The organism is Streptomyces sp. NPDC093252 (genome assembly GCF_040683675.1).
Lineage (GTDB): Bacteria > Actinomycetota > Actinomycetes > Streptomycetales > Streptomycetaceae > Streptomyces.
Genome location: NZ_JBFBEM010000012.1, coordinates 24,060 through 41,606, shown reverse-complemented (window position 1 = coordinate 41,606; position 17,547 = coordinate 24,060). Strand labels below are relative to the sequence as shown.

Annotated in this window: 13 protein-coding genes and 1 riboswitch; of the genes, 8 read left to right on the top strand and 5 right to left on the bottom strand. The window is 72.3% G+C overall.

All coding sequences use genetic code 11. The features are described from left to right. Window positions 1-199: 199 nt before the first annotated feature. Window positions 200-1,501: a lanthionine synthetase LanC family protein gene (locus tag AB0O01_RS24575; protein WP_365316529.1), complete on the top strand. Its 1,302-nt coding sequence runs from the start codon at window positions 200-202 to the stop codon at window positions 1,499-1,501. A gap of 17 nt (window positions 1,502-1,518) precedes the next feature. Here AB0O01_RS24575 and AB0O01_RS24570 read toward each other — a convergent pair whose 3' ends face one another. From AB0O01_RS24570 to AB0O01_RS24560, 3 genes are all read right to left on the bottom strand, one after another. Next, on the bottom strand, window positions 1,519-2,541 hold the full coding sequence (locus AB0O01_RS24570; protein WP_365316527.1) for a hemolysin family protein: 1,023 nt from the start codon (window positions 2,539-2,541) through the stop codon (window positions 1,519-1,521). Then, window positions 2,538-3,977, bottom strand: a complete 1,440-nt coding sequence (locus tag AB0O01_RS24565) for a hemolysin family protein (RefSeq protein WP_365316526.1) — start codon at window positions 3,975-3,977, stop codon at window positions 2,538-2,540. The genes AB0O01_RS24570 and AB0O01_RS24565 overlap by 4 nt, the downstream gene beginning before the upstream one ends. Window positions 3,978-4,261: 284 nt before the next feature. Further along, window positions 4,262-4,843, bottom strand: a complete 582-nt coding sequence (locus AB0O01_RS24560; protein ID WP_365316525.1) for a snapalysin family zinc-dependent metalloprotease — start codon at window positions 4,841-4,843, stop codon at window positions 4,262-4,264. Window positions 4,844-5,128: 285 nt separating this feature from the next. Between AB0O01_RS24560 and AB0O01_RS24555 the strand changes: the two genes are divergently transcribed. The 7 genes from AB0O01_RS24555 to AB0O01_RS24525 all read left to right on the top strand — a co-directional run bounded on the left by AB0O01_RS24555 (window position 5,129) and on the right by AB0O01_RS24525 (window position 11,960). Then, the gene (locus AB0O01_RS24555) at window positions 5,129-6,142 is read left to right on the top strand and encodes a ferric reductase-like transmembrane domain-containing protein (RefSeq protein WP_365316523.1); all 1,014 of its coding nucleotides are present in this window, start codon (window positions 5,129-5,131) and stop codon (window positions 6,140-6,142) included. A 50-nt stretch (window positions 6,143-6,192) separates the two neighbouring features. Then, window positions 6,193-6,281: riboswitch (ZMP/ZTP riboswitch) on the top strand. 26 nt (window positions 6,282-6,307) lie between these two features. Continuing rightward, the gene (locus AB0O01_RS24550) at window positions 6,308-7,195 is read left to right on the top strand and encodes a bifunctional 5,10-methylenetetrahydrofolate dehydrogenase/5,10-methenyltetrahydrofolate cyclohydrolase (protein WP_365316520.1); all 888 of its coding nucleotides are present in this window, start codon (window positions 6,308-6,310) and stop codon (window positions 7,193-7,195) included. Window positions 7,196-7,334: 139 nt separating this feature from the next. Then, on the top strand, window positions 7,335-8,267 hold the full coding sequence (locus tag AB0O01_RS24545) for an alpha/beta hydrolase (protein WP_365316518.1): 933 nt from the start codon (window positions 7,335-7,337) through the stop codon (window positions 8,265-8,267). Between the two features lie 110 nt (window positions 8,268-8,377). Further along, window positions 8,378-10,057: a discoidin domain-containing protein gene (locus AB0O01_RS24540; protein WP_365316516.1), complete on the top strand. Its 1,680-nt coding sequence runs from the start codon at window positions 8,378-8,380 to the stop codon at window positions 10,055-10,057. A gap of 172 nt (window positions 10,058-10,229) precedes the next feature. Continuing rightward, window positions 10,230-10,961, top strand: a complete 732-nt coding sequence (locus AB0O01_RS24535) for a GntR family transcriptional regulator (protein WP_365316514.1) — start codon at window positions 10,230-10,232, stop codon at window positions 10,959-10,961. A 509-nt stretch (window positions 10,962-11,470) separates the two neighbouring features. After that, window positions 11,471-11,662 carry a hypothetical protein gene (locus AB0O01_RS24530; RefSeq protein WP_365316512.1) on the top strand — a complete coding sequence of 64 codons (192 nt, stop codon included), beginning with the start codon at window positions 11,471-11,473 and terminating at the stop codon, window positions 11,660-11,662. A 55-nt stretch (window positions 11,663-11,717) separates the two neighbouring features. Beyond that, the gene (locus tag AB0O01_RS24525; RefSeq protein WP_365316510.1) at window positions 11,718-11,960 is read left to right on the top strand and encodes a hypothetical protein; all 243 of its coding nucleotides are present in this window, start codon (window positions 11,718-11,720) and stop codon (window positions 11,958-11,960) included. A 256-nt stretch (window positions 11,961-12,216) separates the two neighbouring features. Here AB0O01_RS24525 and AB0O01_RS24520 read toward each other — a convergent pair whose 3' ends face one another. Beyond that, window positions 12,217-13,386: a helix-turn-helix transcriptional regulator gene (locus AB0O01_RS24520; protein WP_365316508.1), complete on the bottom strand. Its 1,170-nt coding sequence runs from the start codon at window positions 13,384-13,386 to the stop codon at window positions 12,217-12,219. A 739-nt stretch (window positions 13,387-14,125) separates the two neighbouring features. Then, a complete protein-coding gene (locus tag AB0O01_RS24515; RefSeq protein ID WP_365316506.1) occupies window positions 14,126-17,392 on the bottom strand; it encodes a VCBS repeat-containing protein in 3,267 nt (1,088 codons plus the stop codon). Window positions 17,393-17,547 lie beyond the last annotated feature (155 nt).

The following is a 17,547-nucleotide window of genomic DNA, read 5'->3' as shown; positions in this document are numbered from 1 at the left end:
CTCACTGACTCACGCCCTCAATGAGCCACGAACTCACTGACCGACGGACTCACTGAGCCGCTGAGCCGCGGGTGCGCCCTCGACTTCAGTCGCCGGCGCACCCGCCCCAGCCCCCCCTCGCAGCCCCCCGCCTCGCAGCCCCCCCCGCAGCCCCCCGCGCAGCCCCCCGCGCCGTGAACTCCCGGGAGAAGCACGCCAGATGGCCCCACCCGCCACCACCACCGCCCCCGGGGCCACCGCCCCCGGGGCCACCGCCCCCGGGGCCACCGCCCCCGAGGCCACTGCGCTCACCGCGCTCGCCGTCACCGTGCTGCGGGACTGGACGCGGGCCAGAGCCAGAGAGCGACCGGCCGCCGCCCCCGACACCGCCGCCCCCGACACCACCGCCCCACACACCACCCCCGACACCGCCGACCCGGGCGTCCCCGCCCTCGCCGCGCTCCTCGCCACCGCCCGCCCGGACGACCCGGAGACCACCGCCGTCGCCGCCGCCGCGGTCGCGAGCTGGGCCCGTACCGCCGGACGCGGCTCGGGCCACCCCGGTCTGTTCAGCGGCGGGCTGGCCGGCACCCTGGCGGGCCTGCGGCTCGGCGCCCTGCTGCACCCGGCCCTGGACCGCCCGGCCGACCGCCTCCACGCCCATCTGGCGGCCCCCCGCCCCTACCGCACCACCGAAGTCACCATCACCGACTACGACTTCATCATGGGCCCCGCGGGCACCCTCCAGGCGCTGCTGCTCACCGACGCGGCCCCGCCCCCCGCCCTCCTGGACCATCTCACCCTGCTGTGCGCGGATCCGGACCTGAGGCGGCTGCGCGCCGGACGCGACGCCCGCTTCCCCGAACTGGACTGGCTGGAGGGCCGGGTGAACACCGGCATGGGCCATGGCGCCGCGGGCCTGCTGACCGCCCTCACCGCCGCCGCCCGCCGCACCGGGGACCCGCCCCCCGCCCTCACCCGCGCGATCGGCCACCTCGCCCACTGGCTGACCGCCCAGTCCTTCCCCGACGCCCGCTCCGTCACGAGCTGGGACGGCGCCGGACTCGACGGCCCCCCGCCCCCGGGCGCCCGCGCCCGCCAGGCATGGTGCTACGGCGCCCCCGGCATCTGCTGGGCCCTGTGGGACGCGGCGGACGCGACCGGCGACCGGGAGACCGCCGACTGGGCGGCGGGGGCCTTCACCACCCTGTGCGACCACTACGACGAGTCGTTCCACCTGTACGGCGACCCGCCCACCGACCGCCTCGGCTGCTGCCACGGCGCCGCCGGGGTCCTCGCCGTCGCGGACGCCTTCCACCGCCACGCCCGCCACCGGGGCGCGGCGGCCCTGCGCACCCGCCTCACCACCCATCTGACCGACCGCGCTGGGGAGCTCCCCGCCCTGGCCGCCGCCGACATGGGCCTCCTCGGCGGCGCCCCCGGCGTGCTCTGCGCGCTGCTCACGGCGGCGGATCCGGAGGGCCGCTCCCGCACCTGGCTGCGCTGCCTGGGCCTGCGCTGACGCCCAGTGGTGCCCCGTCACACCTCCTGCGGCTGGAGGAACCGGGCCAGCAGATCGTCCAGCGAGACCAGGCCGGTGAGCCGGCCGTCCGCGTCACGGACGACACCCAGCGAGGCCCGCCGGGTGCGCAGCAGCTCGATGGCGTCGGCGACCGTGGTGGTTTCGGCCAGCTCCGGCACCGGACGGGCCAGGGCGCGGGCGTCGGAGGTGCGGCCCTGGGCGCGGGCGACCAGGGCGTCCCGGGCGTGCACCGAGCCGAGGACGGCGCCGTCGGCGTCGCGGACCAGCAGCCGGGTCCGGTCGGAGCCGGCCGCGACCCGCAGGACCGTGTCGATGCCGTCGCCCGCGTCCACCGAGGTGATCCCGGCGGCCGGGACGCTCAGCGCGCTCACCGGGGTCTCGGGCTCGGTGAGGGTCCGGGTGAGCAGGTCCGAGTCGGTGCCGCTGATCAGGCCGAGCCGCTCGGACTCGGTGACCAGATGGGTGAGCTGCTCCCGGTTGTGGACCGAGGCCAGCTCGTCGCGCGGGGTGACCCGGCACAGCCGTACCAGCGCGTTGCTGATCCGGTTGAGGACCAGGATCAGCGGCCTCACCAGCCGCACCACGCCCCGGAAGAGCGGGGAGAGCAGCATCGCCGACCGCTCGGGGTGGGCGATGGCCCAGGACTTGGGGGCCATCTCCCCGACGACCATGTGCAGAAACACCACGATGATCATCGCGATGGCGAAGGCGACGGCGTAGCTGAGCGCGCTGGGCAGGCCCAGGCGGTGCAGCAGCGGGTCCAGTTCGTGGGAGATCGCGGGCTTGGAGACCGAGCCCAGTCCCAGGGTGCACACGGTGATGCCGAGCTGGGCGCCGGCCAGCATCAGCGACAGCTCGCGCATCCCGGCGAGCGCCGCCCTGGCACCGCGCTCGCCCCGCGCGACCGCCTTCTCGATCCGGTGCCGCCGGGCCGCGACCAGCGCGAACTCGGCGGCGACGAAGAAGCCGCTGCCGATGAGCAGCAGCACGGTGACGAAGAGGGCCATCGGGAAACTCATGACAGGCCGTCCTTCGGGTCGTCGTCATCGCCGTCATGGCTGTCATGGCTGTCATGGCTGTCATCGGCGTGATGGCCGTGATGGCTGTGATGGCCGTTGTCGTCGTCCGGGGGCTGCGGGAGGTGTACGAGCCGTACCCGGGCCGGGACATGGCGGTCCAGGGTGCGGACCTCGATGGCGGCCCGGCCGCCGCCGGCCGGCAGGTCCACGGTGAGCCGGTCGCCGATCGCGGGGAAGCGGCCGAGGCGGTCGACGATCAGTCCGGCGACGGTGTCGTAGTCGTCGTCCTCGGGCAGGGTGATGCCGGTGGCCTCCGCGATCTCGTCCAGGCGGCGGCGGGCGTCCACCAGCCAGCCGCCGGTGGGGTCGGGGACGGCGGGCGCGGTGACGGTGTCGGACTCGTCGGCGATGTCGCCGATCAGCTCCTCGGCGATGTCCTCGTACGTGACGATCCCGGCGACTCCGCCGTGCTCGTCCAGGACGACCGCGAACTCGTCGTCCAGCTCCCGCATCCGGGCCACCGCGTCCGGCAGCGGCAGGGTGTCCGGCAGCAGCAGCGGGCGCCGGGCGAGGGTGCGGGCGGTGGTGCCGGTGAGCCGCCCGGCGGGCAGCGCCATCAGCTCCCGTACGCCGAGCACCCCGGCGATGTCGTCGGGGTGGTCGCCGAGGACCGGGTAGTTGGAGTGGCCGTGGCGGCCGATCAGGCCGATCGCGTCGGCGGCGGAGGCGTCCTCCCGGACGAAGACGGCGTCGGCGCGCGGCACCATCACCTCGTCGAGGGTCCGCTCCGAGAACTCCAGGGCGTGGTCCAGCAGGGCGGCGGTGTCCGGGGGCAGCTCGCCCCGCTCGTGGGACTCGCCGATCAGATGGCCCAGCTCCTCCAGGGTGGCCCCGTGGTGCAGCTCCTCGACGGGCTCGATGCCGATCCGGCGCAGCAGCCGGTTGGCGGCCCCGTCGAAGATCCGGATCACCGGCCCGACCATCTTGAGGTAGGCGAGCGTGGACGCGGACAGGGACTTCGCGAGCCGGTCGGGCACGGCGATGGCGAGGTTCTTCGGCGCCAGCTCGCCCAGCACCATCTGGACGACGGTCGCGCCGACGAAGGCCAGCACCACGGAGATCGAACCGACCGCGCCCTCGGGCACCCCGATCCCGGTCAGCACCGGGCCGAGCAGGGCGGACACGGACGGTTCGGCGATGAAGCCGACGACCAGTCCGGTGACGGTGATGCCGAGCTGGGCGCCCGACAGCATGAACGACAGCCGTCCGAGCACCTTCAGCGCACGGGCCGCCGCGCGGTCACCGCGCTCGGCCTGACGGGCGAGGGCGAGCCGGTCGGCGGAGACATAGGCGAATTCCTGGGCCACGAAGTAACCCGTACCGGCGGTGAGCACGAGTACGGCCAGCAGCCCCAGCCAGGCTTGAACGGCACTCATCGAACACCACCCCGCCGGGTGCCGCGCTCTGCGTCCTGACTGCTATGGCGGGATGGTCGGGGACTGTGCCCCGGGGGGTCCGTCGGTCTGGCGGACAATGCGGCCACTCCTCAGTTTGCTGTGGAACCTTGCAAACGATTCTGGCCACCATCGGGTTCCCGGGCAGCCCGGGACACCCCGCCGGACGGGCGCGGTGCACAGCGCCCGTCCGGCCGCGGCGGCGACGACGACACGCACGGTCACCACCGCCGCGTTGTGGAGGAACCGGGCGTGGTCCGGATTCCCTAGTGCGCGGCGTCCCGCACCACGACCCCGGACCCGGACGGCAGACCGGCGGTCGCGGCGGCGGCCGAGGCGTAGTTCTGCTCGACCCGGGCGGCCTCGGCGGCGTTCGGGGTGACGCTGTTGCAGCTCACGCCACCCGTGGAGCCGGACATCAGGGAGGAGCAGGGTCCCGGCTTCACATCCGGCAGCCCCAGGCTGTGGCCCAGCTCATGGGTCACGATCCGGACGACGTTGTAGCCCGCGGTGACGCCCTCGCGGCCGACCCAGACGGTGACCGTGCCGGTGGTGCGGACCGGGCCGAGGTTGGCGCGGGGCCAGCCGTTGTCCGCGGTGACCCGGATGTTGACCCGCTGACCGGCGGTGGCCTTGACGAGCCGGACATTGCTCACCGAGCTGTTCCAGATGCCGACGGCCTGCGTGACCTGCGGCTTGAACTCCGCGGCGGTGCTGTCGTCGTAGGTGAGCGTGGTCACGGCCGCGACGGCGGCCGGAGCAGCCGCGGCGGGCACGGCACCGAACGCCACGACCGGAACGGCGAACACCGCGCCGACGGCGATACCGGTGAAGGTACGTCGAAGCATGATCCGATTCCTCACTCTGCGGGCCCCTGTGGGGGGTGTGGGGGATGGGGGGTGTGCATGGAGCGGGGGTGGAGACGGGTGGGGCGGGGTGGGGCGGGGTGGGGCGGATGGAGGCTCAACGACGTGTCCATGACAGCGCCGGGAAGGATGATAGGGCGGGCGGGACGCGGGGGGAACCGGGCCCGGCCAGAAGGGAGTTGGGTCACCCCGGGAACTCAACCCCCCGTCCGTCCGACTCCTGAGGCACGCCCCTCGATCGCCCCCAGCCGAGCAGGAGTCGTCACGATGCAGCCAGAGATATCGCCGGAGCAGTCACCGGAGAAATCGCCGGAGCCACAGCCTGAGGCGTTGGCGGGGACCGCCGAGCAACCGGCGGCGGGGACGCGCCCCGTCGATCGCCGGGTGACCCTGCGCTCCGACCTGCGGGCGGCGATCCCGGACGCGGGCGCGGCCGTCGCCGTCACGGCGGCGGTGTTCGTCTTCTTCTGGGCGCGGATGGAGTCGGGGACCTCCGACACGGTCGCGGTGATGCCGTTCATGAGCGACCCGGCCGAGTACTGGATGTATCTGCTCAGCCAGGCGTTCGGCTGGTCGGGCCTGCTGTGGGCGTGGGGCACGGTGATGCTGGGCCTGGTCCTGTCCGGCCCCGGTGTCGGCCGCCGCCACCGCACCCTGGAACGCTGGCACCGCACCACCAGCCTCACCACCATGGCCCTGATGGCCGCCCACGCCCTGATGTTCGCCGCCGAACTCGTCCGCTACGAGGAGAAGCTCGGCTGGGCCGCCCGTCTGTGGACCGGCTTCGCCGACTCCTTCGTCCCCGGCTGGTACGACTCCGGCACCGGCCGCACCGCCATCCCCATCGGCCAGGGCGCCCTGTACCTCGCCATCCCCCTGGGCCTGCTCTTCTACGTCCGCCACCGCATCGGCACCACCACCTGGCGCCGCCTGCACCGCTTCGTCATCGTCGTCTATGTCCTCAGCGTCTGGCACACCCTCCTCTACGGCACCAACGTCTGGTACGGCTCCTGGCCGCGCACCGCCCTCTGGCTCCTCCAGATCCCCGTCGCCGCCCTTCTCCTGCTCCGCCTCCTGCGCCCCGCCCGCCCCTCCGAACGCCTCCCCGCCCCCGGCGGGAACGTCCGCCTCCCCGCCTGGACCCTCCGCGCGGCGGGCCGCCTCACCGCGGCGGCCGTCGTCATCGCCCTGGCCGCCGTGGTCGTCACCGGCCGGGACGGCGGCCGGGACCGCCCGGCCGAACCCCCGACGACCCAACCGCACGTCCACGAGACGGAGTAGACGGGGCGGGCGGAGCGGACGGGGTGGGCGGCGCGCACCGGCGTACAGTGGCCCCAGGCCGTGACTGGCGCTGAGGTGGAGCACCACCGGGGAGCGGCCCGACCGGATGTCGTGGCTGCCGTGCGCCTGGGCGAGTGGTCCGCACTTGCCCGGAGGGCAACCACCATGTCCCAGCCCCAGACCGACACCCACACCACCGCCCGTCTCATGGACGGCACCGTCCCCGCCCGCCGTATCGTCGCCGAGGCGACCGCCACCGCGGCGGAGATCGCACGGCGGACGGGCACCACTCCCTGCCTCGCGACCGTCCTGGTAGGCGAGGACCCCGCCTCCGCCACCTATGTCCGTATGAAGCGCGCCCGCTGCGCGAAGGCGGGCATCCGCTCCCGGCACATCCCGATCCCCGCGACCACCACGACCGCCGAACTCGTCGCCACCCTCACCGCCCTCTCCGACGACCCCGACGTCCACGGCATCCTGCTCCAGCACCCCTGCGGCCCGCACATCGACGAGCGCGCCGCCTTCGAGGCCATCGCCCCCGCCAAGGACGTCGACGGAGTCACCACCCACTCCTTCGCCGCGATGAGCTTCGGCCTCCCCGGCGGCTTCGTCTCCTGCACCCCGGGCGGCATCATGCGCCTGCTCGCCGAGTACGAGGTCCCCCTCGCCGGGCGGCACGCGGTGGTCGTCGGCCGCAGCGCGATCCTGGGCAAGCCGGCCGGCATGCTCCTGCTGGCCCAGGACGCCACGGTGACGTACTGCCACTCCCGGACGGCGGACCTGGCGGCGATCGTGCGGGAGGCGGACATCGTCGTCGCGGCCGTCGGGCGGCCCCGGCTGATCGGCGGCGCCGACCTCAAGCCCGGCGCGGTGGTGGTCGACGCCGGGTACAACCCGGGCAACATCGGCGACGTCGACTTCGACACCGCCCGCACCCGGGCCGGGCTGATCACCCCGGTGCCGGGCGGGGTTGGCCCCATGACCATCGCCGTGCTCCTGGCCCAGACGGTACGGGCCGCTGCCGCGCAACTGGGCGTGCGGGGCGGTGTCTGAGGGGCGGCGCCTCGTTGATTGACAGAGCTGGCTAATGTCGTTAGCTTGAATGTATGGCTAATGACGTTAGCCTGCTCATCGACCGCCGCCCCACCAGTTCCCCCTTCCCCCTTCCCCCTTCCTCCCCCCGGAGATCCCCATGGACGACGACCGCCCCTCTCCCCCTTCCGGAATCTCCGGAACCCCGGGAATCTCCGGAACCCCGGGAACCCCCAAAACCCACCACCTCCACCTCGACGGCGGCACCCTCGCCTACGACGTGGCGGGAACCGGACCGCTGATGGTGCTCGCGCACGGCATGGGGGACGGCCGGGCCGCCTACCGGGCCGTCACTCCGGTGCTGGTGGCGGCCGGGTACCGGGTCGCGACCGTCGATCTGCGGGGCTGCGGGGAGTCCAGCGCCCACTGGCCGGAATGGAGCCGTACCGCCCTCGCCGGGGACCTGATCGCCCTGATCCGGCATCTGGGCGGCGGCCCGGCCGTGCTCGTCGGGCACTCGATCTCCGGCGGTGCCGCCACCATCGCCGCGGCACGCGAACCCGCGCTGGTCTCCGCGGTCGTGGAACTGGCGCCGTTCACCCGTGCGCAGTCGGTGCGCCCCGGCGATCTGCGGGTGAGGCGGTTCCGGCGCGGCATGCTGCGGCTGCTCGGCGCCGGGCTGTTCGGCAGCGCGCGGCTGTGGCGGTCGTATCTGGAGGTCGCCTATCCCGGGGTGCGGCCGGACGACTGGGGGCGGCGGCTGGACCGGATCGACGCGCTGCTGCGCGAGCCGGGGCGGATGGCGGCGCTGCGGGGGATGGGGCGCAGTGACCCGGCGGACGCGGGCGCGCGGTTGGGCGCCGTACGGGCGCCGGTGCTCGTCGTGATGGGCACCGCGGATCCCGACTGGGCCGACCCGGGCGCCGAGGGGGCGGCGATCGTGGCCGCGCTGCCGTCCGGGCTGGGGCGGCTGGAACTGATCGAGGGCGCGGGCCACTATCCGCACGACCAGTACCCCGAGCGGGTGGCGGAGCTGATCCTCGCCTTCGTACGCGAGGAGCGCCCGCCGGGTGGTGATGTCAGTATCTTGTGATCTCCTGTCAAGAATTTTCATGCACTCTTCTTGTCTGTGCACGAACAAGTCCATAGTTTGATGCTCGCCCGTACCTCGAAACCAATCCCCCATGGCCATGCGAGGAATCCGTGAGCATCTCCAGGCGAACCGTCATCAAGTCGGCCGTCATCGGCACGGCCGCCGCCGCCACCGCAGGCACCCTCACCTCCGCCCCCGCCGTCGCCGCGTCACCGCCGGGCGATGTCGTCGGCAAGATCACCGTCGGCTATCAGGGCTGGTTCGCCTGCATCGGCGACGGCGCCCCCATCAACACCTGGTGGCACTGGAGCCAGAACGCCTCCCAGCCCCCGTCCCCCACCAACACCACCCTCGTCTCCTGGCCCGACCTGCGGGACCTGACCCGGACCTACAACACGGCGTACGCCAACCTCGGCAACGGACAGCCCGCGGCGCTCTTCTCCTCCTGGGACCAGCAGACCGTGGACACCCACTTCCAGTGGATGCGCGACCACGGCTGCGACACCGCCGCGCTCCAGCGCTTCAACCCCTTCGGCGCCGAGGGACCCACCCGCGACGGCATGGCGCAGAAGGTCCGGCAGTCGGCGGAGGCGTACGGCCGGAAGTTCTACATCATGTACGACGTCACCGACTGGACCGCGATGCAGAGCCAGATCAAGGAGGACTGGACGAACAAGATGCGGGCGCACACCGCGTCCGCCGCCTACGCCCGCCAGAACGGCAAACCCGTCGTCTGCATCTGGGGCTTCGGCTTCAGCGACCCCGGCCGCCCCTTCACCCCCGCGCCCTGCAAGGACGTCGTCGACTGGTTCAAGGCGCAGGGCTGCTACGTCATCGGAGGCGTCCCCACGCACTGGCGCAACGGCATCGAGGACTCCCGCCCCGGCTTCCAGGACGTGTACCGCTCCTTCGACATGATCTCGCCCTGGATGGTGGGCCGGATCACCGATGTGGCCGGCGCGGACCGCTTCCTGCGCGACCTCAACACCCCCGACCTCGCCGACTGCGCCGCCCGGGGCGTCGACTACCAGCCCTGTGTCATCCCCGGCGACCTCCAGTCCGGCCACCGCCGCCACGGCGACCTGATGTGGCGGCAGTTCTACAACCTCACCGGCCTCGGGGTGCAGGGCTTCTACATCTCCATGTTCGACGAGTTCAACGAGGGCAACCAGATCGCCAAGACCGCCGAGACCCAGGCCCAGATCCCCACCGGGTCCGGCATCCGCGCCCTGGACGAGGACGGCACGGCCTGCTCCTCCGACTACTACCTCCGCCTCACCGCCGACGGCGGCCGGATGCTCAAGGGCCAGCTCGCCCTGACCGCCGTACGCCCCACCGTCCCCTACCCCGGCGGCCCCCAGCCCCCCACCGGCGACCTCGCCCTGCGCCGCCCCGCCACCGCCAGCGGCCACACCCAGGTCTACGCCCCCGCCAACGCCGTCGACGGCGACCCCGCCACCTACTGGGAGAGCGTGAACAACGCCTTCCCCCAGTGGCTCCAGATCGACCTGGGCACGCCCCTCACCATCACCCGCCTCGTCCTCACCCTGCCCCCCAACCCCGCCTGGGCAACCCGCACCCAGACCCTCTCCGTCCTCGGCTCCACCAACGCCACCACCTTCACCACCCTCTCCCCCACCACGGGCCGCACCTTCAACCCGTCCACGGGCAACACGACCACGATCACCCTCTCCGCCCCCGCGACCACGCGATACGTCCGTATCCACATCACCGCGAACACGGGGTGGCCCGCCGGGCAGTTGTCGGGGGTGAGTGTGTACGCCACCTGAACGGGGGCGGGAGCCCTGATTCGGCGACGACAACCCCGGTGCTGCCGGGGCCGGGGTTGTCCACGCCCGCCGTAGCTCTCTGTAGCTCGATACCCGGACACGCCTTGACTCCCGTCAACGCCTACTTGAACATGCCTACTGGACCAGTCCACCAGTCGACGGGAAGTCAGTTATGGCACTGCCGAAGTACGACCAGATCGCAGCCGATGTGCGGGGGCGCATCGTCCGGGGCGAGATCAAGCCGGGCGACGCGCTGCCATCCGAGCGTGAGTTGACGGAGCGTTGGCAGGTCGCGCGTGCGACTGTGGTGCGGGCGCTTGAAGTTCTCCGTAACGAGGGTCTTATCGAGACACGGCAGGGCACGGGAAGCAGCGTCCGGCAGCGGACACCCCTCGCTCGCACGGCCGGCGAGCGATACCGAACGGCCGTGGCCACCGGCCACATCTACACGGCCGGTGAACACGCCGACATCCTCGGGGCGGACATGGTGCCCGCTCCGGACGATGCGGCAACGGCACTCGGCGTCAACCCGGGCGACCAGGTGGCCCGCAGGGAGCGGGTGACCTTCGAGGGTGAGCAGCCGACCTCCATGAGCTACTCGTGGTTCACGTCCGCCGTCGCCGAGGCCGCACCACGGCTGCTTCAGCGTGAGCGCGTACGGGAGGGGACGACCCGCTACGTCGAGATGCAGACCGGCCGACGACCGCACACCGGTCGCGACTGGTGGACTTCGCGACTCGCGACGGACCGGGAACGGGAGTTGCTGAAGCTCCAGGCTCCGGCGGCCGTGGCCGAAGTGCGCCATGTCTCCTACGACGCGGACGGCCAGCCGCTGGCCTACGAGGTGGCCATTACTCCGGCGGGCCGATGGGCGCGCACGGAGGAGTATGCGATGTCTGACTGATCGGCAGATGTCGAACTGGTTTACGGGCCCTCGCCGTTGGCGGGGGCCTTTTCTGCGCCGGTCTTGACATGACTAGTCCACCGGTGGACTATGCATGTGTGCGGTGAGTGACGACGTAGTGACGCGTCACTGATTTCGCCGTGGTGATGTGCGGCTTCCATAAGACCCCCGCGACGGGCCAACGTCCGGGGGCGTGGTCAACCTGGAGAGCAGGTCAACATGATGCAGCCTATCCGCATGCTCCTGGCTTGGGTGCTGGGCGTCTTACTGCCTGGTAAGGGGAAGCGTCGGGCGGGGGCCCGTCCGGTTTCTGAGACGTCCGCGCGGTGTCCGTACGTGCCTGGCTCCTGTGCCGCCGTGAGGGGTGGCGTGCGCCGGTCGCCGTACGGGCTGTGCGGCCTGCTGGACGAGGCCAGCACGGCGTTGACCCGGCCCTATGCGCTCGCTTCTGAGGGCCGGGGAGGCACGCGGTGAACGTCGGTACCCGGCCCGAGCCAGGCGACTCGCGGATGACGATCGAGACGTACCGGGTCGGCCCGAACGGCACTCGGAAGGGCCCCGTCGTGCGGCGGGTGTTCTACGGCGTTCCCGGGCCGCTGATGCTGGTCTCCGACCGCTGGCCGCCGTGCCGCTGTCCCCGCTGCCGGACCGGCGTGGATGCGCAGCCCGGCACTCTCGGGTTCACCGGACGGGAGGTGTGACGCGATGTTCCCGGACAAGAGACAGCATCGTCGGCGCTGCGGTGCACGGAGCCGGATGCCGGTCGATCTGGGCGCGTTGATGCTCGCGCACCTACCCGGCACCAGTGATCCCCGGGAACTGGGCGATGCCGGCCATGGGGAGGTGTGGGTGGAAGACGGCGTGCCTGGGAGCGTGGCCGCCCCGGAGGACGTGGCCTGCGTGCTCCACGACGGGCATCAGGGCTGCCGTACCTTCGAGTACCGGGAGGCGGGCGGGTTCGAGTGCCTCGCCGAGGGTGACCCGCGCGGCACTCCGTAACACCCGTGTTTCGGGAGGGGCCCCGCACCCCGAGTGGGTGCGGGGCCCCGAGCCAGGGTCGGCCGATCTCGCCGGGCGCGACTGCTGACGCGGCACGCCTGCGGACCGCAACGCGATTGTCCTCGAACCCCGGACCGAGGACAGCACCGGCGTACCGTGGTGGAGGAGCGTCCCTCACACGCACTCGGTGACGACGTCTGCGGCAGGCACTTGGCCGCTGGAGTGACTCGCGTCCCCAACTCCGTTGTTACCGGGGCTAGAACGCGTAGGGGTCCTCCTTGAGTGCATCAGCGATGTGATGGAGGACGTCCCGCACCCCCATTGGAGCGCCCGGCAGTTCGTCACCTTCACGGGCCACGGCTGACAGCAGATTCAGGCTGACCACGGATGACATTTCGTTGATGGCGTGGATGAGTCTCGTCCCCTCCTCCTCTGCCGCCTGCCATGACTTCTCCTTGAGCAGACAGGCCAGCAGACGTACAGCGGCAACGTTCCGATACCCGACCTCAGCAGTACCGGCAGGGGTCAGTGCCCTCTCCAGGATGGGGATCGCCTGACGTGATTCCCCGGATTCATGCAGCGCCCTGCCCTGCTGCCGGTCAATCTCCTGCTCCGTGATCCACCATGCCCAGTGCGGCCCGTCCTCCGGTGCGCCTTCCTGAAGGAGCGAGCGGGCACGCCCGAAGGTCCTTTGAGCCTCCGAGCCGAGCCCCGATCCGGCAAGGCCCTGTGCCTCCCTGGCCCGGAAAATGGCCTCAACGGTAGGTACGAGCGGCCCTCTGTCGAGGACGGACCTGGAAATCGCCAATTCCTCGCGCGACCGCCCGACCCAGCCCGACAGCATTGCCTGATTCTGTAGGGAGATCAGCTCGATCGAGCGATCGCCGCACAGGTTCGAGAGAAACAGGGCCTCCTGGTTGAAGCGCCACGCTGCGTCGAACCTCCCCGCGTTGAACAGAGCCCACCCGGAAATCTCAGCCAACTCTGCCGCGGCCGACTGGATGTCGCGCTCTTCCCTCTGGGTATGAATGCCTTCGCCTATGCGGCGATGCACCGACTTGTAGGAGCTGGCGGCCGTTTCGGCGATGGGTAGGCCGTTCATCTTGTTGTCGAGGGCGATGAGATGCCGGGACATTTCGCGAATGGTGTGAGCGAAATCCCCTGCATGCTCCTGCCGCAGGACAGGTTGGTGTTCGCTCGATCGTGCTCCAGCGGTCCGCCGCTCTCGCGCAGCCGCCTCTGTTAACTCGCCTTGTGTGCCGAGTAGTTTGTCGAGTCCTTTTGCCAGGGAGAGGGACGGTCGCTGTTTTCCGTTGAGTACCCGGCTCAGATACGACACGTCGTAGTTCAGGATTCTGGCGGCACCCCGCAGGCTCACGCCCTGAGCGGCCAGGGCCGCGCGCGCCCGGGTCGGAAATTCGTCCATGGCCACTCCGGAAGGTGTTGACCGTTGACTGTCGAGTCTAGTCAACGCCGGTCAACTCCCGCAGTTCGCGGCGGTTCGACAGCGTGGGGAGAGCAAGGACCCCCGCGACGGGCAAACGTCCGGGGGCGTGGTCAACCTGACAGAAGCAGGTCAACATGCTGAAGCCTATCCGCCCGCTCCTGGCTGGGGTGCTGGGCGTCTTACTGCCGGGCAAGGGGAAGCGCCGGGTCGGTGCCCGTCCGGCCGCGCAGCCAGTCGCGCGGTGTCCGTACGCGCCCGCTGCCTGTGCCGCCGCCTGGTCTCGTGCGCCCCGGTCCCCGTACGGGCTGTGCGGCCTGATGGACGGGGCCGGTACGGCGTTGATCCGCCCGTACGTGCTCGCTGGCGAGGGTGGGGAGTGGGCCCGGTGAACGGCGGCGTCCGCCCCGAGCCGCGCGACTCGCGCATGACCATCGAGACCTACCGGGTCGGCCCGGACGGCAGGCGGAAGGGTCCTGTCGTCCGGCGTGTGTTCCGAGAGGTTCCCGGGCCACTGATGCTGATCTCCGACCGCTGGCCGCCGTGCCGCTGCCCCCGCTGCCGGGCCGGCGTGGGCGCTGAGCCCGGCGCTCCCGGGCCCGCCGCAGTGGGCGACCCGCGCGGCACGCCGTAGCACCCGCGTCCCGGGACGGGCCTCGCACCCGCGTTCCAGGAAGGGCCTCGCACCCGGAGTCGGTGCGAGGCCCCCGAGAGGCGGGTGCTAGCCGAGTGCCCGGTAGGTGCTCCAGCCGCTCGCGATTTTCGTCCGTGCCCCGAACGACCCCTTCCCGTCGCCGTTGTTGCGCCACAGGGTGCCGCCGGTGTCGCGGGAGATCAGGTCGGGGCGGCCGTCGTCCGTGATGTCGCCGACGCCGATGACCGCGTTGTAGGAGCCGCCCCAGTTCGTCAGCACCTTGGTGCGGGGTGCGAAGGTGCCGTCGCCCTTGCCGTTGTAGCGGTAGACGGTGTTGGACGAGTCCTGGGCGAGGAGGTCGGGCCTGCCGTCGCCGGTGAGGTCGCCGGTGCCGATGATTTTCTTGTAGTTCTTCCAGTTGTCGTAGAGCTTGATGCGGGCGGAGAGCTTTCCGGTGCTCGTGCCCTTGTAGAGGTAGACCGCTCCGGTGGACGCGCTCCGGACGATCAGGTCGGGCCGCCCGTCGCCGCTGACGTCGCCGGGCGAGGTGAGGGCGTTGTACTGGGTCCAGCCGCTGGTGCCGAGGGTGGTGTACGGCGTCGATGGCTTGGGCGCGGCTCCGCAGCCGGGCTTGTACAGGCGCAGCGCGCCGCTGCTGTAGCGGACCAGGACGTCGTTGCAGCGGTCGCCGCTGAGGTCGCCGAAGGGGACGGCCGTGATGGTGGTGGGCCAGCCGGTGCCGGTGAGTTTGGTGCCCAGCTTGCCCGTGCCGGTGGAGGTGTGGAGGGTCAGGCCGCCCGAGGAGGTCAGGGTGAGGAGGTCGCCGCGGCCGTCGGGACCGTCGGGGCCGCCGAAGTCCCGGCGGACCGCGGCCCCGCGGGCCAGGGTGCCCTTGCCGCTGGTCACCGTGATCGGAGTGGCGGTGCCGATGCCGGTCGCCCGCAGGGTCCAGGAGAAGCCGCCGGTGGGGAAGTGGGCTCCGTTGGCTGTCGTGCCGTTCCAGGTGACGGCGGCGCGGGCGGGGGTTCCGGTGCCGGTGAGGGTGCGGGTGGCCCTGCCGTTCGCACCGCTCTGGAGGGAGGTGAGGGTGAGCGACCAGGAGGTGACCGGGCGCGAGAGGACCCAGCGGCCCTGGAAGGGGGTGCCGGGGGCGACACGGTCCCCGGCCGAGGAGTCGAAGGCGGTCACGGGGGAGGGGGCGATGCCGGTGGTGGCGACACGGGTGCGGTCGTAGTCGTCGAACCAGGCGACCAGGCCGGTGTACTCGTCGACCGTCCAGCGGAACCGGCGGTCCATGGGTGCGTCTGTGCCCGTGCCCGTGCCCGTGGTGGGCAGGCCGGTCGCGAGGGTGCGGGTGGTGCCGGTGGTCGCCTCGGTGAGTACGAGGGTGTTCGCGCCGTGGTCGTGGCGGACGGTGAAGCCGTCGCCGAGCAGGACATCGCCGGGGGCGACCGCCCTCGCCGTACCGGCCTTGCTGTCGTACACGCCCGCCGAGGCGGTCCCGCACGCCCAGTACACCCAGCGTCCGGCCGCCTGGAGTTCGCTGGGCACGCAGGCCAGTCCCGGCACGGTCACCGTGCTCAGGGTCCGCTGCCCGGGGAGGTCGTACGAGGTGAGCTTGCCCGGGGTGGTGGTGGCGCTCCACAGGGTGGGGCCGTTCAGGGCGGCGGCCCGCACGGACCGCTTCAGGAGCTGGCCCTGGCCGAACTCGCCGACGTACTGGGACGGGGCGGTGCCACCGGAGTCGTAGACCGCGTAGTCGTCGGAGACGTCGACGATGCGCCCGCCCCGTCCGCCGAACTCCAGGGCGCCGCCGGTGCCGAGCCGGACCAGCCGGTCCTCGGTGCTGCCGGACTCCGGGTTGCCCCCGCCCCCGTCGAGGTGGACGTCCTCGGCGTCGAGGTTGCCCCAGAGGGTGTTGCACAAGGTGCCGGGGTAGGCGCAGCGGGCGGCGGAGACGCGTGCGTCCGGTACCGGCTCGGATGCGGTCAGGGTCGTGGCGTTGTCGGTGGTCAGGCTGCGGAGGGACGTGGTGATCGCGCCGGCGGTCGGGTCGTGCTCGGCGACCCGCAGGCTGCCGCGGCTGAGCGCGATGCCCCGCTTCGTGTTCTCGGTCGCCGGGATCTGCCAGACCTTCCGCATGAGCGGGGTGCCGTCCGCGTCCTCGGTCACCCGCCACACCCACCAGTCGGCGGCGCCGGTGCCGCCGGTGACCAGCGCGCCGCCGCCGCCCGCCGCGAGCGTGTGGTTCCCGGCGCTGGTCAGCAGGGTGCGCTGCACCGAGGGGTCGTTCACATCGACCGCGAGGAGGCGCGAGCCGAGGGCGGGGGAGGTCAGGGGCAGCAGCAGCCAGTCGCCGACGAGGACCGGGTCCCCGTCGAGTTCGCCCGGGTTGGCGGGCAGGCGGACGACCCGCTCGGCGGCGGTCGGGTCGGTACGGGACTTCAGGTGCAGCTCGGCCGTGTTCGGCGCGTACCAGCCGATGCGGTCCTCGCTCAGCAGCGGGTGGGTGGTGGCGGGGAGGCCGGTGAACACCTTGGTGCTCACGGCCGTGGCGAGGTCGATGTAGTAGAGCGTGGTGCGTCCGCCGTCCGAGCCGAGCACACCCGCCGAGTCCGCCGCGTGGACGCCGTTGCTGCCCAGGTTCGTCGCCTCGCCGGTGACCCGGCGGACCCGCCACTCGCCGCCGGTGCGGTCGAGCAGCGAGGAGGCGGTGACGATCGTGCGTCCGGCGAGGGCCCGGTAGGTGCCCCGGGCGCTGTCCCAGGTGACGGCCTCGGAGCGGCTCGTCGCCGGGTCCCAGAGGGTGATCTGCGCGGTGGGCGTCGCGGTCGGCAGGGCGACCAGGTCGGAGTCCGAGCCGAACCAGGCGGTGCGGCACGCCGAGTCGACGCCCGTGCAGCCGGTGCCCGGGAGGTAGACGGTGCCGTCGGCGTTCTCGACGGTGACGGTCCCGCCGGTCGCGTGGTCCGTCCACAGCAGCCCGGTCCGGCCGGTCTGCCGGTGCAGGAATCCCGTGTCGCCCTCGATGAGGGGGCGGTCGGTGCGGGGGGTGGTGGAGGCGGGGGCGGTCAGGGTGGTGGTGGCGGTGGTGTGGGGGGTGGTGGCGGTGATGCCGGTGGTGGCGGTGGTGGCGGTGATGCCGGTGGTGGCGGTGGTGGCGGTGATGCCGGTGGTGGCGGTGGTGGCGGTGATGCCGGTGGTGGCGGTCGCCGGTGGGGCGGCGGCGGCTTGGGGGTCCGGCAGGGTGGTGACGGGCGTGGTGGCGATGGACGCGGCGGTGACGGTGACCATGACCGCGAGTGAGGAGACGGCGGCGGCGAACCCGCCCCGTCTCGGGGCGTGTCTGCCCACGTGTGGATTCCTCCCCTGTGAGGGCCCATGCCCTCGCACAAGTGGCCGAATCGTAGCAAGGGGGGTGGCTGGTCGCCCCGGGGCGGGTGGGGGCCGAACTGCCGCCGAGGGGCAGGTGTTTGCCTGTCGGGGGCGGCGGGCCCGCCGCTGGGGGT